General features: G+C 69.9%; 15 protein-coding genes. 5 read left to right on the top strand and 10 right to left on the bottom strand.

Going from position 1 to position 20,552, the window contains the following annotated elements; translation table 11 throughout:
* Positions 1–173 precede the first annotated feature (173 nt).
* The 7 genes from ACIRPU_RS28385 to ACIRPU_RS28415 all read right to left on the bottom strand — a co-directional run bounded on the left by ACIRPU_RS28385 (position 174) and on the right by ACIRPU_RS28415 (position 11,366).
* Positions 174–1,292 (bottom strand): oligopeptide/dipeptide ABC transporter ATP-binding protein, encoded by a 1,119-nt coding sequence (locus ACIRPU_RS28385; RefSeq protein WP_355707557.1) that lies wholly within the window; start codon positions 1,290–1,292, stop codon positions 174–176.
* Positions 1,293–1,340: 48 nt separating this feature from the next.
* Positions 1,341–2,402: an ABC transporter ATP-binding protein gene (locus ACIRPU_RS28390; protein ID WP_403872199.1), complete on the bottom strand. Its 1,062-nt coding sequence runs from the start codon at positions 2,400–2,402 to the stop codon at positions 1,341–1,343.
* A 32-nt stretch (positions 2,403–2,434) separates the two neighbouring features.
* Positions 2,435–3,415, bottom strand: a complete 981-nt coding sequence (locus ACIRPU_RS28395) for an ABC transporter permease (RefSeq protein ID WP_355707553.1) — start codon at positions 3,413–3,415, stop codon at positions 2,435–2,437.
* 123 nt (positions 3,416–3,538) lie between these two features.
* On the bottom strand, positions 3,539–5,344 hold the full coding sequence (locus tag ACIRPU_RS28400) for an ABC transporter substrate-binding protein (protein ID WP_403872201.1): 1,806 nt from the start codon (positions 5,342–5,344) through the stop codon (positions 3,539–3,541).
* A 65-nt stretch (positions 5,345–5,409) separates the two neighbouring features.
* Positions 5,410–6,444, bottom strand: a complete 1,035-nt coding sequence (locus ACIRPU_RS28405) for an ABC transporter permease (RefSeq protein WP_403872203.1) — start codon at positions 6,442–6,444, stop codon at positions 5,410–5,412.
* Positions 6,445–7,116: 672 nt separating this feature from the next.
* Positions 7,117–9,024: a translational GTPase TypA gene (gene typA / locus ACIRPU_RS28410; protein ID WP_384120859.1), complete on the bottom strand. Its 1,908-nt coding sequence runs from the start codon at positions 9,022–9,024 to the stop codon at positions 7,117–7,119.
* A 140-nt stretch (positions 9,025–9,164) separates the two neighbouring features.
* Positions 9,165–11,366 carry an ABC transporter family substrate-binding protein gene (locus ACIRPU_RS28415; RefSeq protein WP_403872205.1) on the bottom strand — a complete coding sequence of 734 codons (2,202 nt, stop codon included), beginning with the start codon at positions 11,364–11,366 and terminating at the stop codon, positions 9,165–9,167.
* Positions 11,367–11,684: 318 nt separating this feature from the next.
* Here ACIRPU_RS28415 and ACIRPU_RS28420 point away from each other — a divergent pair, with 318 nt between their 5' ends.
* Both ACIRPU_RS28420 and ACIRPU_RS28425 read left to right on the top strand, forming a co-directional pair.
* Positions 11,685–11,975: a hypothetical protein gene (locus tag ACIRPU_RS28420; RefSeq protein ID WP_403872207.1), complete on the top strand. Its 291-nt coding sequence runs from the start codon at positions 11,685–11,687 to the stop codon at positions 11,973–11,975.
* Between the two features lie 18 nt (positions 11,976–11,993).
* On the top strand, positions 11,994–12,827 hold the full coding sequence (locus tag ACIRPU_RS28425) for a hypothetical protein (RefSeq protein ID WP_403872209.1): 834 nt from the start codon (positions 11,994–11,996) through the stop codon (positions 12,825–12,827).
* Between the two features lie 34 nt (positions 12,828–12,861).
* Here the strand turns inward: ACIRPU_RS28425 and ACIRPU_RS28430 are convergent, their stop codons facing one another.
* A complete protein-coding gene (locus ACIRPU_RS28430) occupies positions 12,862–14,064 on the bottom strand; it encodes an RNA-guided endonuclease InsQ/TnpB family protein (RefSeq protein WP_403872211.1) in 1,203 nt (400 codons plus the stop codon).
* Positions 14,065–14,227: 163 nt separating this feature from the next.
* Between ACIRPU_RS28430 and ACIRPU_RS28435 the strand changes: the two genes are divergently transcribed.
* On the top strand, positions 14,228–16,165 hold the full coding sequence (locus ACIRPU_RS28435; protein ID WP_403872213.1) for a fumarate reductase/succinate dehydrogenase flavoprotein subunit: 1,938 nt from the start codon (positions 14,228–14,230) through the stop codon (positions 16,163–16,165).
* Positions 16,162–16,932, top strand: a complete 771-nt coding sequence (locus ACIRPU_RS28440; protein ID WP_385564732.1) for a succinate dehydrogenase/fumarate reductase iron-sulfur subunit — start codon at positions 16,162–16,164, stop codon at positions 16,930–16,932. Before ACIRPU_RS28435 ends, ACIRPU_RS28440 begins: the two co-directional genes overlap by 4 nt.
* Here the strand turns inward: ACIRPU_RS28440 and ACIRPU_RS28445 are convergent.
* Together ACIRPU_RS28445 and ACIRPU_RS28450 are read right to left on the bottom strand one after the other, a co-directional pair.
* Complete coding sequence (locus ACIRPU_RS28445; protein WP_403872215.1) at positions 16,913–17,248, bottom strand: hypothetical protein; 336 nt, start codon at positions 17,246–17,248, stop codon at positions 16,913–16,915. The genes ACIRPU_RS28440 and ACIRPU_RS28445 overlap by 20 nt on opposite strands.
* 117 nt (positions 17,249–17,365) lie before the next feature.
* On the bottom strand, positions 17,366–18,481 hold the full coding sequence (locus ACIRPU_RS28450; RefSeq protein WP_403872217.1) for a hypothetical protein: 1,116 nt from the start codon (positions 18,479–18,481) through the stop codon (positions 17,366–17,368).
* Positions 18,482–18,804: 323 nt separating this feature from the next.
* On the opposite strand from ACIRPU_RS28450, the gene ACIRPU_RS28455 reads away from it, so the two are divergent.
* Entirely contained in the window at positions 18,805–20,511 is a 1,707-nt protein-coding gene (locus tag ACIRPU_RS28455) for a hypothetical protein (protein WP_403872219.1), read from the top strand.
* Positions 20,512–20,552 lie beyond the last annotated feature (41 nt).

The raw sequence follows: 20,552 nt of genomic DNA on the forward strand, positions 1-20,552 counted from the left end.
ACGAACCCGCACCCGCCGGCACGACACCGGCAAGCCGCCCCCGCCCGCCGGGCGACCGGCAGACACCCGCCGCCACGACACCGGCACGACACCGGCAGGGCAGCGCACCCGCCGGGGCAAGACCGGCAAACACGCGCCGGCCCGCCGGAGTCACCCGCGCCGGCCCGCCGGAGTCACCCGCGCCCCTCCTCCAGCGCCGCGAGCGCCGGGTCCAGCACGATGTCCTCCTCGCGCGCCTCGATCGTCGGCTCCTCCGGGAAGTGGCAGGCCGTCAGATGGCCCTCGTGGTTGCCGGAGATGCGGATCAGCGGCGGCTCCTCGGCCGCGCACTTGTCCTGCGCCTTCCAGCACCGGGTCCGGAACCGGCAGCCCGAGGGCGGGGCGATGGGCGAGGGCACGTCCCCGGCGAGCCGGATCCGCTCCCGCGCGGCCGTCTCCCCGGTGACGCGCACCTCGGGGACGGCGGAGAGCAGCGCGTGGGTGTAGGGGTGGCGCGGCCGGGTGTAGATGGAGTCACGGTCGCCGACCTCGATGATCTTCCCGAGGTACATGACGGCCACCCGCTGCGAGAAGTGCCGTACGACGGCCAGGTCGTGGGCGATGAACAGAAACGCGATGCCGAGCTCCTGCCGGACCTGCTGGAGCAGGTTGACGACCTGCGCCTGGATCGACACGTCGAGCGCGGAGACCGGCTCGTCGGCCACGATCAGCTTCGGCTCCAGTGCCAACGCACGGGCGACGCCGATGCGTTGCCGCTGGCCGCCGGAGAACTCGTGCGGGAAGCGGTTGTAGTGCTCGGGGTTGAGACCCACGATCTCCAGCAGCTCCCGCACCCGCTTCTCGCGGCCGCCCTCGGGCTCGATCCCGTTGACCTCCATCGGCCCGGAGACGATCTTGCCGACGGTCTGCCGGGGGTTGAGGGAGGAGTAGGGGTCCTGGAAGATCATCTGGATCTCGGACCGGATCGGCGCCAGCTGCCGGCGCGAGGCGTGCGAGATGTCCTGCCCGCGGTAGGTGATCGTGCCGGCCGTGGGCTCCAGGAGCCGGGTGATCAGCCGGCCGGTCGTGGACTTGCCGCACCCCGACTCCCCCACCAGGCCGAAGCTCTCGCCCGACCGCACGCTCAGGTCGATGCCGTCCACGGCCTGCACCTGGCCGACCGTGCGCCGGATCGGGAAGCCGCCCTTGACCGGGAAGTGCTTGGTGAGCCCTGACACGACGAGCAGGCGCTCGCCCTCGCCGTCGGCGCCCGCCTCGCGAGGGGCGGGGAGTACGGGTTCCTCTTTCTTCACGTGCTCCTCCTGGCCTTCTTCACGTGCTTGCTCCTCAAGGTCCTGCCCCTACCCCAGTCGGGGCTTGATCTCGTCCACGAAGATGGTCCGCTTCTGCTCCGTCGTGAGGTGGCAGGCGGAGGCGCGGTCCGGGGCCAGCAGGGGACGTTCGGTGACACAGCGGTTGCCGCCGACCCGGTCCCGGAAGGTGCACCGGGGGTGGAAACGGCAGCCGGAGGGCGGGTTCAACAGCGACGGCGGGGCGCCCGGGATGGGGGCGAGCGGAGTGCCCAGGTCCGAGTCCAGCCGGGGCATGGAGTTCAACAGGCCCCAGGTGTAAGGGTGTTGTGGCGAGCGCAGCACCTGCTCGGTCGTCCCGCTCTCGACCGCGCCGCCCGCGTACATCACCATGATGTCGTCGGCCATGTCGGTGATGACACCGAGGTCGTGCGTGATGAAGATGATCGCGGTGCCGAACTCCCGCTGGAGGTCCTTGAGCAGGTCGAGGATCTGCGCCTGGACGGTGACGTCGAGCGCGGTGGTCGGCTCGTCGGCGATCAGCAGGTCGGGGTCGCAGACCAGCGCCATCGCGATCATCGCCCGCTGCCGCATACCGCCGGAGAACTGGTGGGGATAGTCCTTCGCCCGTTCCCGGGGGTTGGGGATGCCGACCTTGCCGAGCATCTCCACCGTGCGCTCCCAGGCGGCCTTCTTGGAGGCGCCCCGGTGCTTCATGTACGGCTCGGCGATCTGCCGGCCCACGGTGTAGTACGGGGAGAGCGCGGTCAGCGGGTCCTGGAAGATCATCGCGACCTTGTTGCCGCGCAGTTTCTCCAGTTCCGACTCCCGGGCCGTGGTCAGCTCCTGGCCCTCCAGCAGGATCTCGCCCTCGACGGTGGTGAACATCGGGTTGTGCAGCCCGAGGACGGTCAGGTTCGTGACCGACTTCCCGGATCCCGACTCGCCGACGATGCCGAGGGTGCGGCCGCGTTCGAGGTCGAAGGAGAGCCCGTCGACGGCCCGTACGGCGCCGTCCTCCGTGGCGAAACTGACGTGCAGGTCCCGCACCGAGAGGAACGCGCCCGCGCCGGCCGGGACGGGCGCCCCGGCCTCCTTGGTCACAGTGGTCACGACAAAGCTCCTGACGACAGTCCGGGAAACGGCTAGGACAGCCGTACGCGCGGGTCGATGAAGGCGTAGCAGGCGTCGACGACGATGTTGCACAGCAGAATCACGGCGGCGGCGAAGAGCATCACGCCCAGCAGCAGCGGAAGGTCGCTGAACTGCACGGACTCCACCGCGAGATGCCCGAGGCCGGGCAGTCCGAAGGTGTACTCGGTGATGATCGCGCCGCCGAGCATCGAGGAGAGGTCGATGCCGAGGATGGTGACGATCGGGATGAGGGAGCCGCGCCAGGCGTACCGGAAGAAGACGTACCGCCGGCTCATCCCCTTGGCGCGGGCGGTGCGGATGTGTTCCTCCTGGAGCTGTTCGATCATCGACGAGCGCGCCATACGGGTGTACTGCGCGGCGAAGATCGTGGACAGCACGACCCAGGGGATCATCAGCCCGGTGAACCAGGCGACGGGGTCCTTGGTGAGCTCGGTGTACCGGGGTTCGTCGAAGATGTGGGTCTGGTAGACCAGCACGGCGAGGGCGAGCGGGCCCAGGAAGTAGATCTGCATCGAGCTGAGCACCATGGAGCCCGCGGTGAACGACTTGTCGATGAGCGTGCCGCGCCGCCAGGCGGCCAGCATTCCGGTGCCGAGTCCGACGAACAGGAAGACGACGGTGGCGCCGAGCGAGAGCGAGACGGTGAGCGGCAGCCGGTCCATCAGGGTCGACCAGACCTGCTCGTTGGTGTGGTACGAGTAGCCGAAACAGGGGGCGGGGCAGGGCCCCTGGGCGAAGTCGTCCCGGCCCGCGATCAGCCCTTGCAGGAAGATCCAGAACTGCTCGGGGATCGACTTGTCGATGCCGAGCGTGCGGTGGATGTTCGCCAGCGCGTCGGGCGTGCACGTCTTGCCGCACATCAGCAGCGCCGGGTCACGGGGCATGCCGAAGAACAGCAGGAAGGCGACGACGGTCAGCAGGACCAGGATCACCAGCGAGCCGAGGGTCCGGCGAAGGAGGAAGCGCAGCATCTCAGTGGCAGCTTTCGGGCTCGTGAGGCCGGCTCGTGGAACCGCCTCAAAGGGCCGTGCGGGCCGGTGCGCCCCGTCGCGGACGCGGGACGGGGCGCACCGGGCGCCGCGCTCGGGAAGGGGTTACTTCACAAACAGCCTGCGCGGGTCGACGCCGCCGATGACGTCGTCGTACACGAGGCCGCCGATCTTCGAACCGGCGATCTGGGTCTGCTTGTAGTACGCCGTCGGGATGTTGGAGACGACGTCCTTCACGATGTACTCGTTGATCTTGTTCCAGGCCTCCGCGGCCTTGATCGGGTCGGTGATGGTGCTCGCCTTGTCGATGTCGGCGTTCACCTTCGGGTCGTTGATGTGCGAGTAGTTCGCGGCGCCGTCCTGGATCTGGCGTCCGTCGTAGAGCGGCGGGATGACGGTCGAGGAGCTCGGCCAGTCGGCGCCCCACGCGGTGTGGTAGATGTCGAAGTTGTTCTTGACCTTGCCGACCTGGTCGTAGTACGTCTCGGCCGGGATCTCCTGGCGCTGGACGTCGAAGCCGGCCTTCTCCAGACCAGCGGCCATGGCGGTGGAGTACTGCTGGCCCTCGGGGGTGTTGATGTAGCCGAAGGTCAGCTTCAGGCCCACCTTGCCGGCCTTCTCCAGGAGCTCCTTGGCCTTGACCGGGTCACCGGCCGGCTTCTTCTTCTTGCCGAACGGGTCGAAGCTCGGGTTGTAGCCGGAGACGGTCGGGCTGATCAGACCGCCGGCGACCTCGCGGGCCGCGGTGCCGCCGTAGGCGCGCACGAACGGGGTGATCGGCAGGGCGTAGGCGATGGCCTCGCGGACCGTCTTGTCCTGCATCTCCTTCTGGGACAGGTTGATGTCCATCTGACCCACGTACGGCTGGTAGCCGGCGACGGTGCGGGACTTCAGCGTCGCGTCGGCGAGGACCTTGGACAGGTTGCCCGCGTCGACCTCGTTGTTGAAGCTGACCGCCGTGGCGTTGGCCCCGGAGTCGTCGAGGATGGCCTTGGTGGAGTCCTCGTACTGCTTGTTGAACGCGAAGGTGAACCGGTCGACGTACTGGTGCCGGATCGGGTCGGTCTTCGGGTCCCAGTTGGTGTTCTTGACCAGGACCATCGACTTGCCGGACTTGAAGTCCTGGATCTTGTACGGGCCCGAGGTCATCGGGGCCTTGTCGTACTTCTCCTTGGTGTCCTTCGCCTTCGAGACGAGCGAGTAGCCGGCCATGGCCAGCGCGTACGGCAGGTCCGGCTTGGCCTTCTTGAACTTGAAGACGACCGTCTTCGCGTCCGGCGTCTCCAGGACGGTGTCCGGCAGGTGCTTGCCGCCGTACGGGCCGTCCTTGAGCAGGTCGCGGTACCCCGTGCCCGGTGTGTCGGCGAGCCACTGCTGGATGAAGGTCGGGCCGTTGGCGACGAACGGCGCGAACAGCCGCTCGAAGGTGTGACGCACGTCGGTGGCGGTGATCGCGGAGCCGTCGGCCCACTTGACCCCGTCCTTCAGCGTGTACTTCCAGGTCTTGCCGCCGTCGGTGGTGGTGCCGCTGTCGGTGGCCAGGTCGCCGACGACCTCGTGCTTCTTGCCGTCGTCACCGGTCGCCTTGTAGCCGGTCAGACCGCGGTGGATGAGCTGCGACAGCGCCATCTCGTCGGAGACGTAGATCTGCCCGGGGTCGAGGTGCGCGTAGCTGTCTCTCTGGAGAACGGTGACCGCGCCTCCGGGCTTGGCGCCGGGGACCTCGGCGGCCGGGCCGGTCGAGGCCTTCGCGTCGCCGAAGTCGATGGAGGACTGCTGGCGTTGGGCGTTCTCCTTGTCGTCCTTGTTGCTGCCTTCCTTGCTGCCGCCCTCGCTGCAACCGGAGAGCACGAGCGCTCCGGCAGCGACCAGCGAGAGCGCGGCGTACGCGCGGCGTCCACCCTTACCCATCACTCGTTTCCCACCCATCTCTTTGAGTCCAGCAGTCTGTGAGTCCAAAAGACGTGATGTGCGGATCAGCGCGCCGTCTTGGGGTCGAAGGCGTCCCTGACCGAGTCCCCGAGCAGGTTGAACGCCACGATGAAGATGATCATCGAGACACCGGGGAAGAACATGTAGGTGATGTCGTTCTGCATCACGAGTTCGGTCGCCGCCTTGGAGAACATCTGGCCCCAGTCCGGCGTCGGTTCGACCAGTCCCACGCCGAGGAAGGACAGACCGGCCTCGGCGGTCACGAAGTTCGGCAGCATGTAGGTGGCCTGCACCAGGATCGGTGTGACCACGTTGGGCAGGATCTCCTTGCGGATGATCCGCCCCGGTGGCGCCCCGCTCACCTTGGCGGCCTCGATGAACTCGCGTTCCCGCAGGGCGAGGCTGGTGCCGCGCAGGATGCGGCCGAGGCTCATCCAGCCGAGGAACCACTGCACCGAGATCAGGGCGACGACCCGGACGTAGACGGGCGTCTCGTCACGCGGGCTGACGAACAGGGAGACCACGACCGGCATGCTCGCGATGAAGAACAGCTGGGCCGGGATGGCGAGCAGGAAGTCGATCACCCGGCTGATCAGGAAGTCCGCCCTGCCGCCGAGATAGCCGGCCGCGACCCCGAGGACGATGCCGGTCAGCACGGTGGCGACGGTGACCGCGAGGGAGATGCCCAGGGAGTTGCGGATGCCGTAGAGCAACTTGGTGAACACGTCGTAGCCGTTGCCCGGTTCGAGGCCGAACCAGAACTCGCCGCTGATCCCGCCGTTGGGCTGCACCGGCACACCCGCGCTGTCGAACAACTCCGGCCGTTCGTCGGCGAACACGGTGTACGGGTCGTTGCCGTAGAGCTTCGCGATCAGCGGGGCGAGCAGGCCGATCAGGAAGAAGAACAGCACGACGTAGGCCGAGATCACGCCCGTGCGGTCCCGCTTGAAGCGGAGCCACATGAGCTGACCGGGAGAGCGGCCCACGGGCACCTTGGCCTCGGGCGCGGGCGTCGGCTCCTGGTCGCCGTCGACCACGACCGACGTACCGCCGCCCTCGATGTCGGTAGGACTTGTCACAGTTCGCCCATTTCACTTCACGGGTGTGGGTGTGCCGAGCCGGCGACGGACGCGGGCTGCCGCGTGATCGCCGATCGGTGCATGAAGGGACGCCGGAGCGCGCCGGACGGGCGGCGCGGAAGAAGCCGCAGCCGGACGCGCGTAGCCGAACGGCCGCAGTCGGCGGCCGGACGTTCAGGTCAGTGACAGTCGCCGCGGGCGGGGGCGGACAGACCGGTGCTGGACCGCATGGGCAGCTTGACTGGCATGGGGATCCTCCTTGTGACTCCACGTGTTCACCGACAGGAGGGGGCGCTCGTCCGACCTCCGACACCCCTGACGGAGGGTCAGACACCCCCTGGTGCTCGCGAGTCGGCGCTGTCCCCACAGCGCGAGACCCATTGACCCGAGCGTTACGCGGCTAACTATCTGGCATGCGCCATGTGCCGACCACCGTCTTTAAATCTCAATTCAGTCACAGCTGACGCCTAGATCTTCCAAAATCCGGACAAAGTCTCTGGCGCGAGAAGGCCGCGAAACGGACTTGTTACATGGCTATCGGGCGAGGATCTCCGCATTTCGGACAGGCGACACCGTGGAGGCTCCGAAAAACGGGTTGCGAAAAGCCCGGGCATCCCCATGCTGGGGACACCCGGGCTTCAAAGTGTGCTGCGGCGGTGAACTACCCGTCGATCAGCCGTGCTTGGCGCGGCTGGCGCTACGGGCGCGGTCGCGCTGGTCGAGGACGACCTTGCGGATGCGAACCGCCTCCGGGGTCACCTCGACGCACTCGTCGTCACGGCAGAACTCCAGCGACTGCTCGAGCGACAGCTTGCGCGGCGGCACGATCGCCTCGAACGAGTCAGCGGCGGCCGAGCGCATGTTGGTGAGCTTCTTCTCCTTGGTGATGTTCACGTCCATGTCGTCGGCGCGGGAGTTCTCGCCGACGATCATGCCCTCGTACACCTCGGTGCCGGGCTCGGTGAACAGCACGCCGCGCTCCTGGAGGTTCGTCATCGCGAAGGCGGTGACGGCGCCCGCGCGGTCGGCGACCAGCGAACCGTTGTTACGGGTCGTCAGAACGCCGAACCACGGCTCGTGGCCCTCGTGGATGGAGTGGGCGATGCCCGTGCCGCGCGTGCCGGTCAGGAACTCGGTCCGGAAGCCGATGAGGCCGCGGGACGGGACGACGAACTCCAGGCGGACCCAGCCCGAACCGTGGTTCGACATGTTGTCCATCCGGCCCTTGCGGACGCCCATGAGCTGCGTGACCGCGCCCATGTGCTCCTCGGGGACGTCGATCGTCATGCGCTCGACCGGCTCGTGGACCTTGCCGTCGATCTCCTGGGTGACCACCTGCGGCTTGCCGATGGTCAGCTCGAAGCCCTCACGGCGCATCTGCTCGACCAGGATGGCCAGCGCCAGCTCGCCGCGGCCCTGCACCTCCCAGGCGTCGGGACGCTCGGTGTCCAGGACGCGGAGCGAGACGTTGCCGACCAGCTCGCGGTCCAGGCGGTCCTTGACCTGACGGGCGGTCACCTTGCGGTCCTTGACCGCGGCCTTCGCCGAGGCGCCCTTGCCGGTGCCGCCGCGGCCGACCAGCGGCGAGGTGTTCGTACCGATGGTCATGGAGATCGCCGGCTCGTCGACCGTGATCAGCGGGAGCGCGATCGGGTTCTCGGGGTCGGCGAGGGTCTCACCGATCATGATGTCCGGGATACCGGCCACGGCACAGATGTCACCGGGGCCCGCCATCTCGGCCGGCTTGCGGGTGAGCGCCTCGGTCATCAGCAGCTCGGTGATGCGCACGTTGGACATGGTGCCGTCGCGCTTGATCCAGGTGACCGTCTGGCCCTTGCGCAGCTCGCCCTGCTCGACGCGCAGCAGCGCGATACGGCCGAGGAAGTTGTCGGCGTCCAGGTTGGTGACGTGCGCCTGGAGCGGGGCCGCCTCGTCGTACTCCGGAGCCGGGACGTGGGACAGGATCGTGGAGAAGAACGGCTCCAGGCTGTCGCTGTCCTGCGGGACCGTGCCGTCCTCCGGCTTGGTCAGCGAGGCGACGCCGTCACGCGCACAGGCGTAGACGATCGGGAACTCGATCTGGTCCTCGTCGGCGTCCAGGTCCAGGAAGAGGTCGTACGTCTCGTTGACGACCTCGTCGATCCGGGAGTCCGCCCGGTCGGTCTTGTTGATGCACAGGATGACGGGCAGACGCTGCTGGAGCGCCTTGCGCAGCACGAAGCGGGTCTGCGGCAGCGGGCCCTCGGAGGCGTCCACCAGCAGCACGACGGCGTCGACCATCGACAGGCCGCGCTCCACCTCGCCGCCGAAGTCGGCGTGACCGGGGGTGTCGATGATGTTGATGGTGATGACGTCCCCCCCGTCCTTGGGGTGGTACTTCACCGCCGTGTTCTTGGCGAGGATCGTGATGCCCTTCTCACGCTCCAGGTCGTTCGAGTCCATCATGCGGTCGTCGAGCGACTCGGCAGCGTGCGCGGCGAAGGCACCGGCCTGCTTGAGCATGGCGTCGACCAGAGTCGTCTTGCCGTGGTCGACGTGGGCGACGATGGCTACGTTGCGAATGTCGTGGCGCGTGGCCATAAAGCGGCGTTCTCCCGGAGTGTGAGGGCGACCCTGCTGCGTACGTCTGTGTTACGCGGGCCCTGCCGGGCTTGACACGCCACGGCCTCACCCCATGGTACGTGGCCCGGCGGGGGACGGCCCCCGCAGGGCCACTCGGCTCACTTCTCGGAGGGGCTCGCGGAGGCTTTCGCCCCCTTCCCGGCGCCCTTCTTCAGGAAGCCCATGTCCTCGTAGACAGGGGTCTGGAAGCCGAAGGCACCCGCGTTGACCACGGTCTTCCGTACCGCGGTGAGTTGCGGGCGCTGATAGAGAGGAATCGATCCGGCAGCTGCCCAGATCCGGGAGTCGGCCTTGCGGATCAGGGACCGCTTCTCGCCCTCGTCCAGGGTCGAGACCGCCTGTTCGAACAATTGATCGACCTGGTCGGTGCCCACCCGGGTGTAGTTCTGCTCGACGCTCAGCGAGCCGTCGGCGGCCGGCACCGGCTTGGCGTAGATCGGCCGGGCGTCGGTGGCGGGGAAGGCGGACCCGGGCCAGGAGTACAGCGCGAGGTCGTACTGACCGGAGGCGATGTGGTCCTTGAAGTAGCTCTCGTCCGAGACCTTGGTGATGTCCGTGCCGATGCCGACCTTCGCCAGCATCCTCGTGATCCGGTCGGCGACCGCCGCGAGCGGCTCCGACCCCGGGCCGGACGGCAGCACGAACCGCAGGCTGAGCGCCTTGCCGTCCTTGGCCAACGTCTTGGCCGGGGCCCCGGCCGGCGCGGCGGTGCCCTTCGGGGCGTAGGCGCCGGGGGCGCCGCCCTGACGCACCTGCTGGTACTGCTTGCCGTCCTGGGCGAGCTGCCGTCCGCCGCCGTCGCTCCTGCGCGCGCCCTCGCCCTTGTCGTCCGCACCGACGATGTACGTGCCGTCGCCGTCCGCGGAGTCGTCGTCGGAGTCGCCCTCCTTCTTCCCGCCCGCCTTCTTCCCCTCCGACCCGGCCGCCTTCTCGCCCTTCTCCTGCTTCTTGACCGGGCCGCCGGGCACCCACCCGGCGTCCGCGAGCAGCGCCTGCGCCTCAGTGGTGTCCTGGCCGCCGAGCGCCCCGCTGTTGTCGGCGTACGCGTCCTGCCCGGCCAGGGCCAGATGGCTGCCGACGGGCTCCGCGGGCAGGCCCAGCGGCTTCAGCACGATCTTGGCCAGTTCCTTGCGGTCCAGCGCGCGGGCGACGGCGCGCCGCACCCGCTCGTCCGCCAGCGGTCCGTCCGCGCCGTTCAGCGCCAGCTGCGTGTACGCCGGCTCCAGCGATCTGCGCACCTCGAAGTCGCGCAGCGCCTTCTGCTGCCCCTCCCACTTCGCGACCGCCTTGCGCAGCTCGGCGCGGGCATCGACCTCGTCCTCGGCCTCCTCCTCGTCCGAGCCGTGGGCGAGCGCCCAGGAACGCAGCGCCTTCGCGGCGGTGCGCCCGGAGCCGGGACCGGCGAGCGGTCCGGCCGTGCCCTTCGCGGCGCCGGCGACGCGCTGCGCGGCGGCCGGGTCGATCTCGGCCAGATCGATCTTCCCGGCGGCCAGCGCGGTCGCCCGCTCGTCCCTCGGGACGGCCGTCAGCACGATCTCGGAGAGCTTGGCCGGCCGGCCCCACCAGCGGGTGTTGCGGGTGAGGCTCACCTGCGCCTTCTTGCGGTCGACCTTCTTCACCACGAACGGCCCGGCGGTCACCTTCAGCTTGCGGCGCGCCGCGTCGTTGAAGGCGTCGGGCGTGCCCATGACGTCCTTCGGGTACAGCGGGGAGAACAGCGACCGCCAGTCGGCGTAGGTCCGCTTGAAGGTGACCCGGACCTCCAGGTCGTTGGCCCCGCGCTCCACCTTCTCGATGCGCTCGTAGCCGGCGTTGCGCGCGGTCCAGTAGGCGCTGTCCTTGCCCGCCAGGGCACGCCACTGGGCGGCGAAGTCGGCGGCGCCGATCTCCCGCCCGTCGCTCCAGACGGCCTGCTGGTTCAGCTTGTACAGGACGACCTGCTTGGGCTCGGTGTCGACGACCTTCGCGGACTCCAGGTAGTCGGCGTCGCGCTGCGGCCGGCCGGTCGCGTCGAGCCGGTACATCGAGGGCAGGACGGCCTGGGCGACCCGGGTGGTCGCGGCGTCGGCGTCCGACTGGAAGGTGTTGAAGGTCTCCGGCACCGCGTCCACGGCCCAGCGCAGCGTGCCGCCCTCGGCGACCTGGGCGCGGCCGGCCGGGGCGATGTCCTGGCGAGCCAGGGGCTTGCCTGCCTCGTCCGCGGAGCCGCAGCCGGACAGCAGGGGCACCGCGAGCGCGCCCGCGGTGAGGAAGGCGACCGAGCGCATCACCGCGCGCGGGCCGACGCCGTCGTGGGACATCTCTGGTACCTCCGGTGAGCCGCTGCCGCCGGTGACCCGAACACCCCGGAAACCTGGACGCGAATACGTCGACGCGGGTGCGTTTTGATCACGTTTGGCGGTATTTTGGAGTTGATCAGATCTATGGCTCACTGAAGAGGAAAGGGTTCGCCTGCCGTGGGCGACACGGCGGCAGGGGCTTCCAAGGCCACTCGTGCGGAGCAACGCACCCGCCAATCGCTGCACACGCCTTCACATCGACCGGTGTGACGCGCAACACTCGCAGGCGCATGAACGTTGCCGTCCAGGGCCCAGCCCCCACGGAAGCGAGGACTGCTCATGTCCGTGCACGACGACCTGACAACGGCCCAGCGCTGTCTCGACGACCTCTCCCGGTCCGTCGGCCGCCTGGAGCAGCAGCTCGGCAGCACCGGCCTGGAAATGCGCCGGGTCCGTACCGACGCCGATCATCTGAGGGAGAGCGTCGCGCTGCTGCGCGCGGCCGTCTCCCAGCCCGGGTCGTCACGCGGGCCCGAGCTCGTCACCATCCCCGACACCCCGTACGACGACTCCCTGTGGATCGACACGGACGACGAGGGACTTGGCGCCCGGGGCCGGCACGCCCCCTGACCCGACCGGAGTCCTGACTTGGCCACTGGTACGGAACCCTCACCGACGGACCACCGTCCCCCGAGCGGCGTACGCGGCGCCGGACGCGCCGCTATCGCCGCTCCCCATCTGCGGACCGACCTCTGGTGGCTCGCCCCCGCGGCCACCGCCGTCGGCCTGCTGGCGTTCATCGTCTACTCGACCTGGCGGGCCTTCGCGAACGCCGACTACTACGCCGCGCCGTACGTCTCGCCGTTCTTCTCCCCATGTCTGGCGGAGAACTGCCGGACCATGCGGTCCGGACCCAACTGGGACCTGTTCGGCGACTGGTGGAGCCTCTCCCCCGCGATCCTCATCCTGATCTTCCCGCTCGGCTTCCGCCTGACCTGCTACTACTACCGCAAGGCCTACTACCGCGGCTTCTGGGCGTCCCCGCCCGCCTGCGCGGTGGCCGAGCCCCACAAGAAGTACACCGGCGAGACCCGCTTCCCGCTGATCCTGCAGAACATCCACCGGTACTTCTTCTACGCGGCGATCCTCGTCGCCGGGATCCTGACGTACGACACCGTGCTCGCCTTCCGCGACGAGCACTACGCGTGGGGCCACATGGGCCTCGGGACCCTGGTCTTCCTGGTCAACATCACGCTGATCTGGGCGTACACCATCTCCTGCCACTCCTGCCGGCACATCGTCGGCGGCCAGCTCAAGCACTTCTCCCGACACCCCGTGCGCTACCGCGCGTGGCGGTTCGTGGGGAAGCTGAACGCCCATCACATGCTGCTGGCGTGGGTGTCGCTGGTGAGCGTGTCGCTCGCCGACTTCTACGTGTATCTCGTCGCGTCCGGCGCCTTCGACGATCCGAGGTTTTTCTAGTTGGCTTCCTCCCCCTCGTGAACGAGGGGGATTCCTACGGCTCGCGCCGTGGGGGTTTCTGCTTCATCGCCGACTGCCCCGTCCGGGAGGACTCCCGTTGAGGTCTTACACCAGCTCCCCAGACAGACACCGCCAGCCCGGCGGCCAGAAGATTGTTCGCCGCGTTCACATCCCGGTCATGGACCGCACCGCACGCGCACGTCCAGGTACGGACGTTCAGCGGCAGCTTCGCCCGGATCGCTCCGCAGGCACCGCACAGTTTCGAGCTGGGGAAGAAGCGGTCGACGACCACGAGTTCCCGCCCGTACCAGGCGGACTTGTACTCCAGCATCGTCCGCAGCTCTCTCCACGAGGCGTCGGAGATCGCACGCGCGAGCCGGTGGTTTTTGACCATGTTGCGGACGGTGAGGTCCTCGATCACGACCGTTTGGTTCTCACGGACGAGCCGAGTGGTCAGCTTGTGCAGGAAGTCCCGGCGCCGGTCGGCGATCCGGGCATGGATGCGAGCGACCTTCCTGCGGGCCTTGGCCCGGTTGGTCCCGTCGCCCTTGGCCTTGCGGGACAGTTCCCGCTGGGCTTTGGCCAGCCGGGTGCGGTCCTTGCGCTCATGCCGGGGGTTGGTGATCTTCTCTCCGGTGGAGAGCGTCAGCAGGGATGTGATCCCCGCGTCGATACCGACCGCGTTCGTGGTGGCCGGGGCCGGGAGGATCGTGTCGTCGCAGAGCAGCGAGACGAACCAGCGTCCCGCCGCGTCCTGGGACACCGTCGCCGTGGACGGCTGCGCCCCCTCGGGCAGCGGCCGCGACCACACCACGTCGAGCGGATCGGCCATCTTGGCGAGAGTCAGCCGGCCTTCACGGAAGCGGAAACCACTGGTGGTGTACTCCGCGCTCCTGCGGGACTTCTTCCGCGACTTGAAGCGCGGATACTTCGCCCGCTTGCCGAAGAAGTTGGTGAACGCCACCTGCAGGTGCCGCAGCGCCTGCTGCAGCGGAACCGACGACACCTCACCCAGGTAGGCCAGCTCCTCCGTCCTCTTCCACGCGGTGAGCATCGCGGACGTCTGGTTGTAGTTGACCCGCTCCTGCCGCACCCACGCCTGCGTACGGGCCGCGAGCGCCAGGTTGTAGACCTTCCGCACGCATCCGAAGGTGCGCGACAGCTCAGCCGCCTGCGCATCCGTCGGATAGAAGCGGTACTTGAACGCCCGCTTCACCTGCTTCGTGGTCACGCTCACAAACTAGAGCCATTGCTGGTCAGTTCCAAATCTGCGGGTCAGAGCACTGCGATCCGCCCTGGCGGCGAATCCCAGCTCCCTGCCCTGCTCCGCAGGAGTCCGATTCCTCCCCGGCCTGAAGGCCGGGGTTTCCTCGGAGGTATCCGATGAGTGGGGCCTGCTGATGTCCGTGGTCGACCGCCAGGAGTGGGACGTCGTCGTGGTCGGCGCGGGAGGCGCCGGACTGCGTGCCGCCATCGAGGCGCGCGAACGCGGCGCCCGCACCGCCGTCATCTGCAAGTCGCTGTTCGGCAAGGCGCACACCGTGATGGCCGAGGGCGGCATCGCGGCGGCCATGGCCAACGCGAACGAACACGACAGCTGGCAGGTCCACTTCCGCGACACCCTGCGCGGCGGCAAGTTCCTCAACCAGTGGCGCATGGCCGAGCTGCACGCCCAGGAGGCCCCGGACCGGGTGTGGGAGCTGGAGACCTGGGGCGCCCTCTTCGACCGCACCAAGGACGGCCGGATCTCCCAGCGCAACTTCGGCGGCCACGAGTACCCGCGCCTCGCGCACGTCGGCGACCGCACGGGCCTGGAGCTGATCCGCACCCTCCAGCAGAAGATCGTCTCGCTCCAGCAGGAGGACCACCGCGAGACCGGCGACTACGAGTCCCGGCTGAAGGTCTTCCAGGAGTGCACGGTCACCCGGGTCCTCAAGGACGGTTCACGCGTCAGCGGGGTCTTCGCCTACGAGCGCGAGACCGGCCGCTTCTTCGTCCTCCGGGCACCGGCCGTGGTGATCGCGACGGGCGGCATCGGCAAGTCCTTCAAGGTCACGTCGAACTCGTGGGAGTACACGGGCGACGGCCACGCGCTGGCCCTGCTCGCCGGCGCCCCGCTGCTCAACATGGAATTCGTGCAGTTCCACCCGACGGGCATGGTCTGGCCGCCGTCGGTGAAGGGCATCCTCGTCACCGAGTCGGTGCGCGGCGACGGCGGGGTGCTCAGGAACTCCGAGGGCAAGCGGTTCATGTTCGACTACGTCCCGGACGTCTTCAAGGAGAAGTACGCCGAGTCGGAGGAGGAGGGCGACCGCTGGTACGAGGACCCGGACCACAACCGGCGCCCGCCGGAGCTGCTCCCGCGTGACGAGGTGGCCCGGGCCATCAACTCGGAGGTGAAGGCCGGCCGCGGCTCCCCGCACGGCGGGGTCTTCCTGGACGTGTCGACGCGGATGCCCGCCGAGGTCATCAAGCGCCGGCTGCCCTCCATGTACCACCAGTTCAAGGAGCTGGCCGACGTCGACATCACGGCGGAGGCCATGGAGGTCGGACCGACCTGTCACTACGTGATGGGCGGCATCGCGGTCGACTCCGAGACGGCGGCCGCCCGCGGGGTGCCGGGACTGTTCGCGGCCGGCGAGGTGGCCGGCGGCATGCACGGCTCCAACCGGCTCGGCGGCAACTCCCTCTCCGACCTGCTGGTGTTCGGCCGCCGGGCGGGACTGCACGCGGCCCAGTACTCGGCGGACCTCTCCCGGGGACGCCCGGCGGTGGACGACGACCAGATCGACGCGGCGGCCGCGGAGGCGCTGCGGCCGTTCTCCGCGGAGGGACCCGGGGACCGGGCGGACCACGCGCCGGAGAACCCGTACACCCTCCACCAGGAACTCCAGCAGACGATGAACGACCTGGTCGGCATCATCCGCCGCGAGGGCGAGATGGCACACGCCCTGGAGAAGCTGGCCGAGCTGCGGGTACGGGCGCAGCGGGCCGGGGTCGAGGGGCACCGGCAGTTCAACCCCGGCTGGCACCTGGCGCTCGACCTGCGGAACATGCTGCTGGTCAGCGAGTGCGTGGCCCGGGCGGCGCTGGAACGCACCGAGTCGCGCGGCGGGCACACCCGGGAGGACCACCCGACGATGGACCGCGCGTGGCGCAACGTCAACCTGCTGTGCGCACCGGCCGACCCCACCGGGGTCCTGGCGGCGACGGACCCCGTCCGCGGCCGGATCGCCCTCACCCGCGAGCACACCGAACCCATCCGCCCCGACCTGCTCGCCCTCTTCGAGAAGGAGGAGCTGGTCAAGTACCTCACCGAAGAGGAGCTGTACGAGTGAGCAGCTACGAGGCACGCTTCCGGGTGTGGCGGGGTGACATCGAGGGCGGTGGGCTGAAGGACTTCGCGGTCGAGGTCAACGACGGCGAGGTGGTCCTGGACATCATCCACCGCCTCCAGGCCACCCAGGCGCCCGATCTCGCCGTCCGCTGGAACTGCAAGGCGGGCAAGTGCGGTTCGTGCTCCGCGGAGATCAACGGGCGGCCCCGGCTGCTCTGCATGACCCGTATGTCGGTGTTCGACCGGGAGGAGACGATCACCGTCACGCCACTGCGCGCCTTCCCGGTGATCCGCGATCTCGTCACGGACGTCGGCTTCAACTACCAGAAGGCGCGGGAGGTTCCGGCGTTCGTGCCGCCCGAGGGGGTCGGCCCCGGCGAGTACCGGATGTTCCAGGAGGACGTGGACCGTTCGCAGGAGTTCCGCAAGTGCATCGAGTGCTTCCTGTGCCAGGACACCTGCCATGTCGTCCGCGACCACGAGGAGAACAAGACGGCGTTCGCCGGGCCCCGCTTCCTCATGCGGGTCGCCGAACTGGACATGCACCCGCTGGACGCGGCCGAGGAGAGCGGCCTGGACCGCGGACGCACGGCCCAGGACGAACACGGCCTCGGCTACTGCAACATCACCAAGTGCTGCACGGAGGTCTGCCCCGAAGGCATCAAGATCACGGACAACGCGCTGATCCCCTTGAAGGAACGGGCGGTCGACCGCAAGTACGACCCGCTGGTGTGGCTGGGATCGAAGATCAGGAGGCGTTCGTCGTAGGCGTCGGGGGCAGCCGGGGCACGCGTCCGGGGCGCTGGGCGAGCATCTGGACGGCGAGCCCGGCGAGATTGACGGCCATTCCGACGAGCGGAATGTAGAGGTTCACCCCCAGGTCGGAGGAGGCCAGCGGGCCCAGGGACAGGAACAGGCTCAGGCCCAGGGCGCTCGCCAGGACGCCGACGCCCCACAGCCGTGGCCGCACCACCCGGCCACGGCCGAACGGCGGCACCCACTCCCGCGTGACCGCCGCGAGCCCGGCCACCGCCATGAGCGTCACGCAGACGACGGCCGTGACCACCAGAGTCCAATGCACCATGCGCTCATGATCCCACCCGGCCCGGGTCCAGGACAGGGGAGGGCTCCGCCTGGACCGCCGGATCCACCGGATCCACCGGGTCTACTGGATCTACTGGATCTACTGGATCTACTGGATCTACCGGACCCAGCCCTGTTCATACGACGTCCAGTCCTGCTCGGTGGCCGCGAAGTCCACGTAGGCCGCGACGCCGAAGTTCTCGCGGTCGGCGTCGGTACGGGACAGCCCCAGCCGGACGCCCCGCACGGCGGCGGCGACGGTCTCCGCGTGATTCCAGTGGCCGAACCGGTTCTCGTGGTAGAAGGGCAGGCCCATCAGGAGGTCGGTGGAGGCCGGCGTGACCTCCAGGGCCAGCGAGGTCTGCTGGGCGACGTAACCGCCGTACGTGCTCTGTAGCGGCTGCATGGTGTCGTACGACATCACGGCGATCTGGTCGACGCGGCGGGCGACCTGCCCGAAGAACTTCTGCGACCACCACTTGGGGTGGCCGGTGGTCGTGCCCCAGAAGGAGTGGAAACCGGGGACCGGGTCGATCTGGTGGGCCGCGACGGAGAGCTGGGCGTTCCGCGTCCTGGTGACGGCGCGCAGGTCGTCCAGGAGGCCGAGGTAGTCGCCGTCGTCGGAGTGGAGCGGCTCGAGGTCGAAGTGGGCGCCCTGGAAGCCGGCGGCGAGGATCTCGCGGGTGGACCGCACGACGGCGGCGCGGGTCTCGGCCCGCTCCAGCCGCATGCCGTTCGGGCTCTCGCTGGCGAGGACGTCGCCCAGCCAGGCCTGGACGCGGAGCTCCGGTGCTTCCCGGTGGACGGCGGCTATGAACCGACGCGCGCCCGCGTACGCGGAGGCGGGGAGGGTGCCGTCGTGCTCCAGGGGGCCGGCGTGGACGTACAGGTCGCGAATGCCGGTCTTCCCGAGGCGGTCGGCCAGGGCCTTGACGTCGGCGTCGGTCTTGCGGCCGTCGACCCAGGCGTGGCCCAGCCAGATGGCGTCCTTGCCGCGGGTGTACGTGCCGTCGGCCGGGTCGCCCAGGTAGTTCACTCGAAGGGCGGTCTCGGCGGCGAGGATCGGGACCAGGAGAAGCAGGACGAGGGCGAGGGCGGTGCGACGCACCAGCCGTCCGCGACGCCCGCGCCGACGAACCGTCCCGGCCGCGGGATCGTCGCCGGTCCCGTTCCCCTCGGCACCTCCGGACTCCCCCGCGCCTCCGCCGTCACCCGTGCCTGTGGCGTCACCCATACCTCCGGCGTCACCCGTGGCTCCGGCGCCCGCAGCACTCTCGTCGTCCGCCGCGGTGGACTCCACCGGTGCCTCAGCCGTGTCCGTGTCCGTCGCCGCTCCCGTCGCTGTCGCTGTCTCTGTCTCTGTCTCTGTCTCTGTGTCTGCCGCCGGCTCCCCCTTCGTCCCCGGCTCCCCCTTCGTCTCCGTGTCCGTGTCCGTCTTCGTCCGAACCGGTGGCCGTTCCATCGCGGTTCCCCCCTCGCGTGTCGTTCCGCCCCACCGCCCCCGTCTCGGGTGCATCCCGGTCGCGTCGCCGTAATCGCGGCCATACGCTCCCAAATGTGACCTCTTCCTTGCTCCGAGGCCGGCCGCGGCGGGCCAAGTCGCACATATCCGTGCGGGTGGCGCATGCCGTGCTGGGCGGTGCGGTCGGGGTCGTGTGGCTGGTGTTGCCAGGGATGACGTCGGGTGGCGACGCTCCGGTTGCGATCAAGAACCCGGCGCCCGGGGCGAGCGCCGCCGAGGCCGAAGCCGCGGCCGAGGCCGACGAGAGGTCCACCGTCGATCTGGTGCTGCCGCTCGTGGCGGTCGGCGCGGCCGGGGCGATCGCCGGGTACGGGTACGTACGGCGCGTCCGGCGCACCCGCGTCCGGACGACTCCCGGCGCGGTCGGCAGCCCACCGCCGCCGGGGTCGTCGCCGCCCCTGGCCGCCCTCGACGAGCAGGCCTGCGCGGCGCTGGTCGAGGCCGACAACCGGATCCGGGCGGCGCGTACCGAGCTCGGCTTCGCCGAGGCCCTGTGCGCGGCCGAGGAGCTGGAGACCGTCCGCCGGGCCGTCCGCGAGGCGGAGACCGAACTCGCCGCCGCGTTCCGGATGCGGCAGCGGTACGACGACGGGGTGCCGGCGGAGGAGGCGGCCCGCGGGCACGCGCTCGCCGGGATCGTCGGACGGTGCGCGGAGGCCGGGCGGCGGCTGGACTCCGTGGCCGGGGAGTTCGGGCGGCTGCGGGGACTGGAACAGGGGCTGGGTGAGGCGTTGGGGGTCGCCGAAGGGCGGTTCCGGGAGCTGGCGGGGCGCGCGGGCGCCTCGGAGGCGATCCTCGCCGGGCTCCAGGGCCGGTACGCGCCGACCGCCACCGCTGCCGTCACCGGGAGCGTCGAACAGGCCAAGGACCGCCTTCTGTTCGCCACCGTCCGGCTGAACCAGGCGCGTCAGTCGGCCGATTCGGGACGACCCGAGCGGGCGGCCCGGCAACTGCGCGCCGCCGAGGGCGCCATCGCCCAGGCGGCCGTCTTCGTCGAGGGCGTCGAGCGCCTGGCGGCGGCGCTGCGGTCGGCCGAGCAGACCGTGCCGGCCGCCCTCACGGGCGCGGAGGCGGAGCTGGCCCGGGCCAGACGACAGGCGGAACCGTCCGCCCGACAGCGTCCCGCCCCCGGATCGGCGACGCCGCCCCCGGCCGGATCCGGCCCCGACCCGAGCGTGCCCCTCGGCGCCGCCGGGGCGACCCCTGGGGGGTTCCATGTCCGGCTGCTGCATGTGGACGCCGTGCTCGGCTCCGTGCGGCAGGAGTTGACCGGGGGCCAGCCCCGGGATCCCGTCGGGGTGCTGCGTCGGGTCGTACGGGCTACCGCGCCGGTCGCCTCGGGGCGGGCCGGGGTGCTGCCGGCCGCCGCTCTGATCACCGCCCGCACCGCCACCGCCGCCGCGGCCGATTTCGTCGCGACGCACCGGGGCGCGGTCGGCGCCACCGCGCGCACCCGGCTGGCGGAGGCGGAACGGCTCCTCGCGACGGGGGACCCGGCGGACCGCGCGCCCGCCGACGTCCTCGCCCTGGAGGCCCGGGAGCTGGCCGAGCGCGACGTACGGGCGCACGGGAACCCGTACGCGGGCGCCGCGGGCGCCGAAGAGACGGCCGGCACCGGTGGGGCCGTGCTCGGTGGCATCGTCCCGGCCGAGGATCCCGAGGACGGGACGCCCGCGGGCTTCGCCGGCCCGGCACGGCCCGCCCAGGCACGGCCCGCCCAGACACGACCGAGCCCCGAGTGAGCGTCGGCCGTTCGCCGGAGAGGTTCAGGGCGGGTCGGAAC

Source organism: Streptomyces sp. NPDC102259 (genome assembly GCF_044766465.1).
Classification (GTDB): domain Bacteria; phylum Actinomycetota; class Actinomycetes; order Streptomycetales; family Streptomycetaceae; genus Streptomyces.

Excerpts from the sequence above, each read along its gene's own strand:
- ACIRPU_RS28395 (WP_355707553.1), bottom strand. The coding sequence starts at position 3,415 with ATGCTGCGCTTCCTCCTTCGCCGGACCCTCGGCTCGCTGGTGATCCTG.
- ACIRPU_RS28400 (WP_403872201.1), bottom strand. The coding sequence starts at position 5,344 with ATGGGTAAGGGTGGACGCCGCGCGTACGCCGCGCTCTCGCTGGTCGCT.
- typA (WP_384120859.1), bottom strand. The coding sequence starts at position 9,024 with ATGGCCACGCGCCACGACATTCGCAACGTAGCCATCGTCGCCCACGTC.
- ACIRPU_RS28415 (WP_403872205.1), bottom strand. The coding sequence starts at position 11,366 with ATGTCCCACGACGGCGTCGGCCCGCGCGCGGTGATGCGCTCGGTCGCC.
- ACIRPU_RS28420 (WP_403872207.1), top strand. The coding sequence starts at position 11,685 with ATGTCCGTGCACGACGACCTGACAACGGCCCAGCGCTGTCTCGACGAC.
- ACIRPU_RS28435 (WP_403872213.1), top strand. The coding sequence starts at position 14,228 with ATGTCCGTGGTCGACCGCCAGGAGTGGGACGTCGTCGTGGTCGGCGCG.
- ACIRPU_RS28445 (WP_403872215.1), bottom strand. The coding sequence starts at position 17,248 with ATGGTGCATTGGACTCTGGTGGTCACGGCCGTCGTCTGCGTGACGCTC.
- ACIRPU_RS28450 (WP_403872217.1), bottom strand. The coding sequence starts at position 18,481 with ATGGGTGACGCCACAGGCACGGGTGACGGCGGAGGCGCGGGGGAGTCC.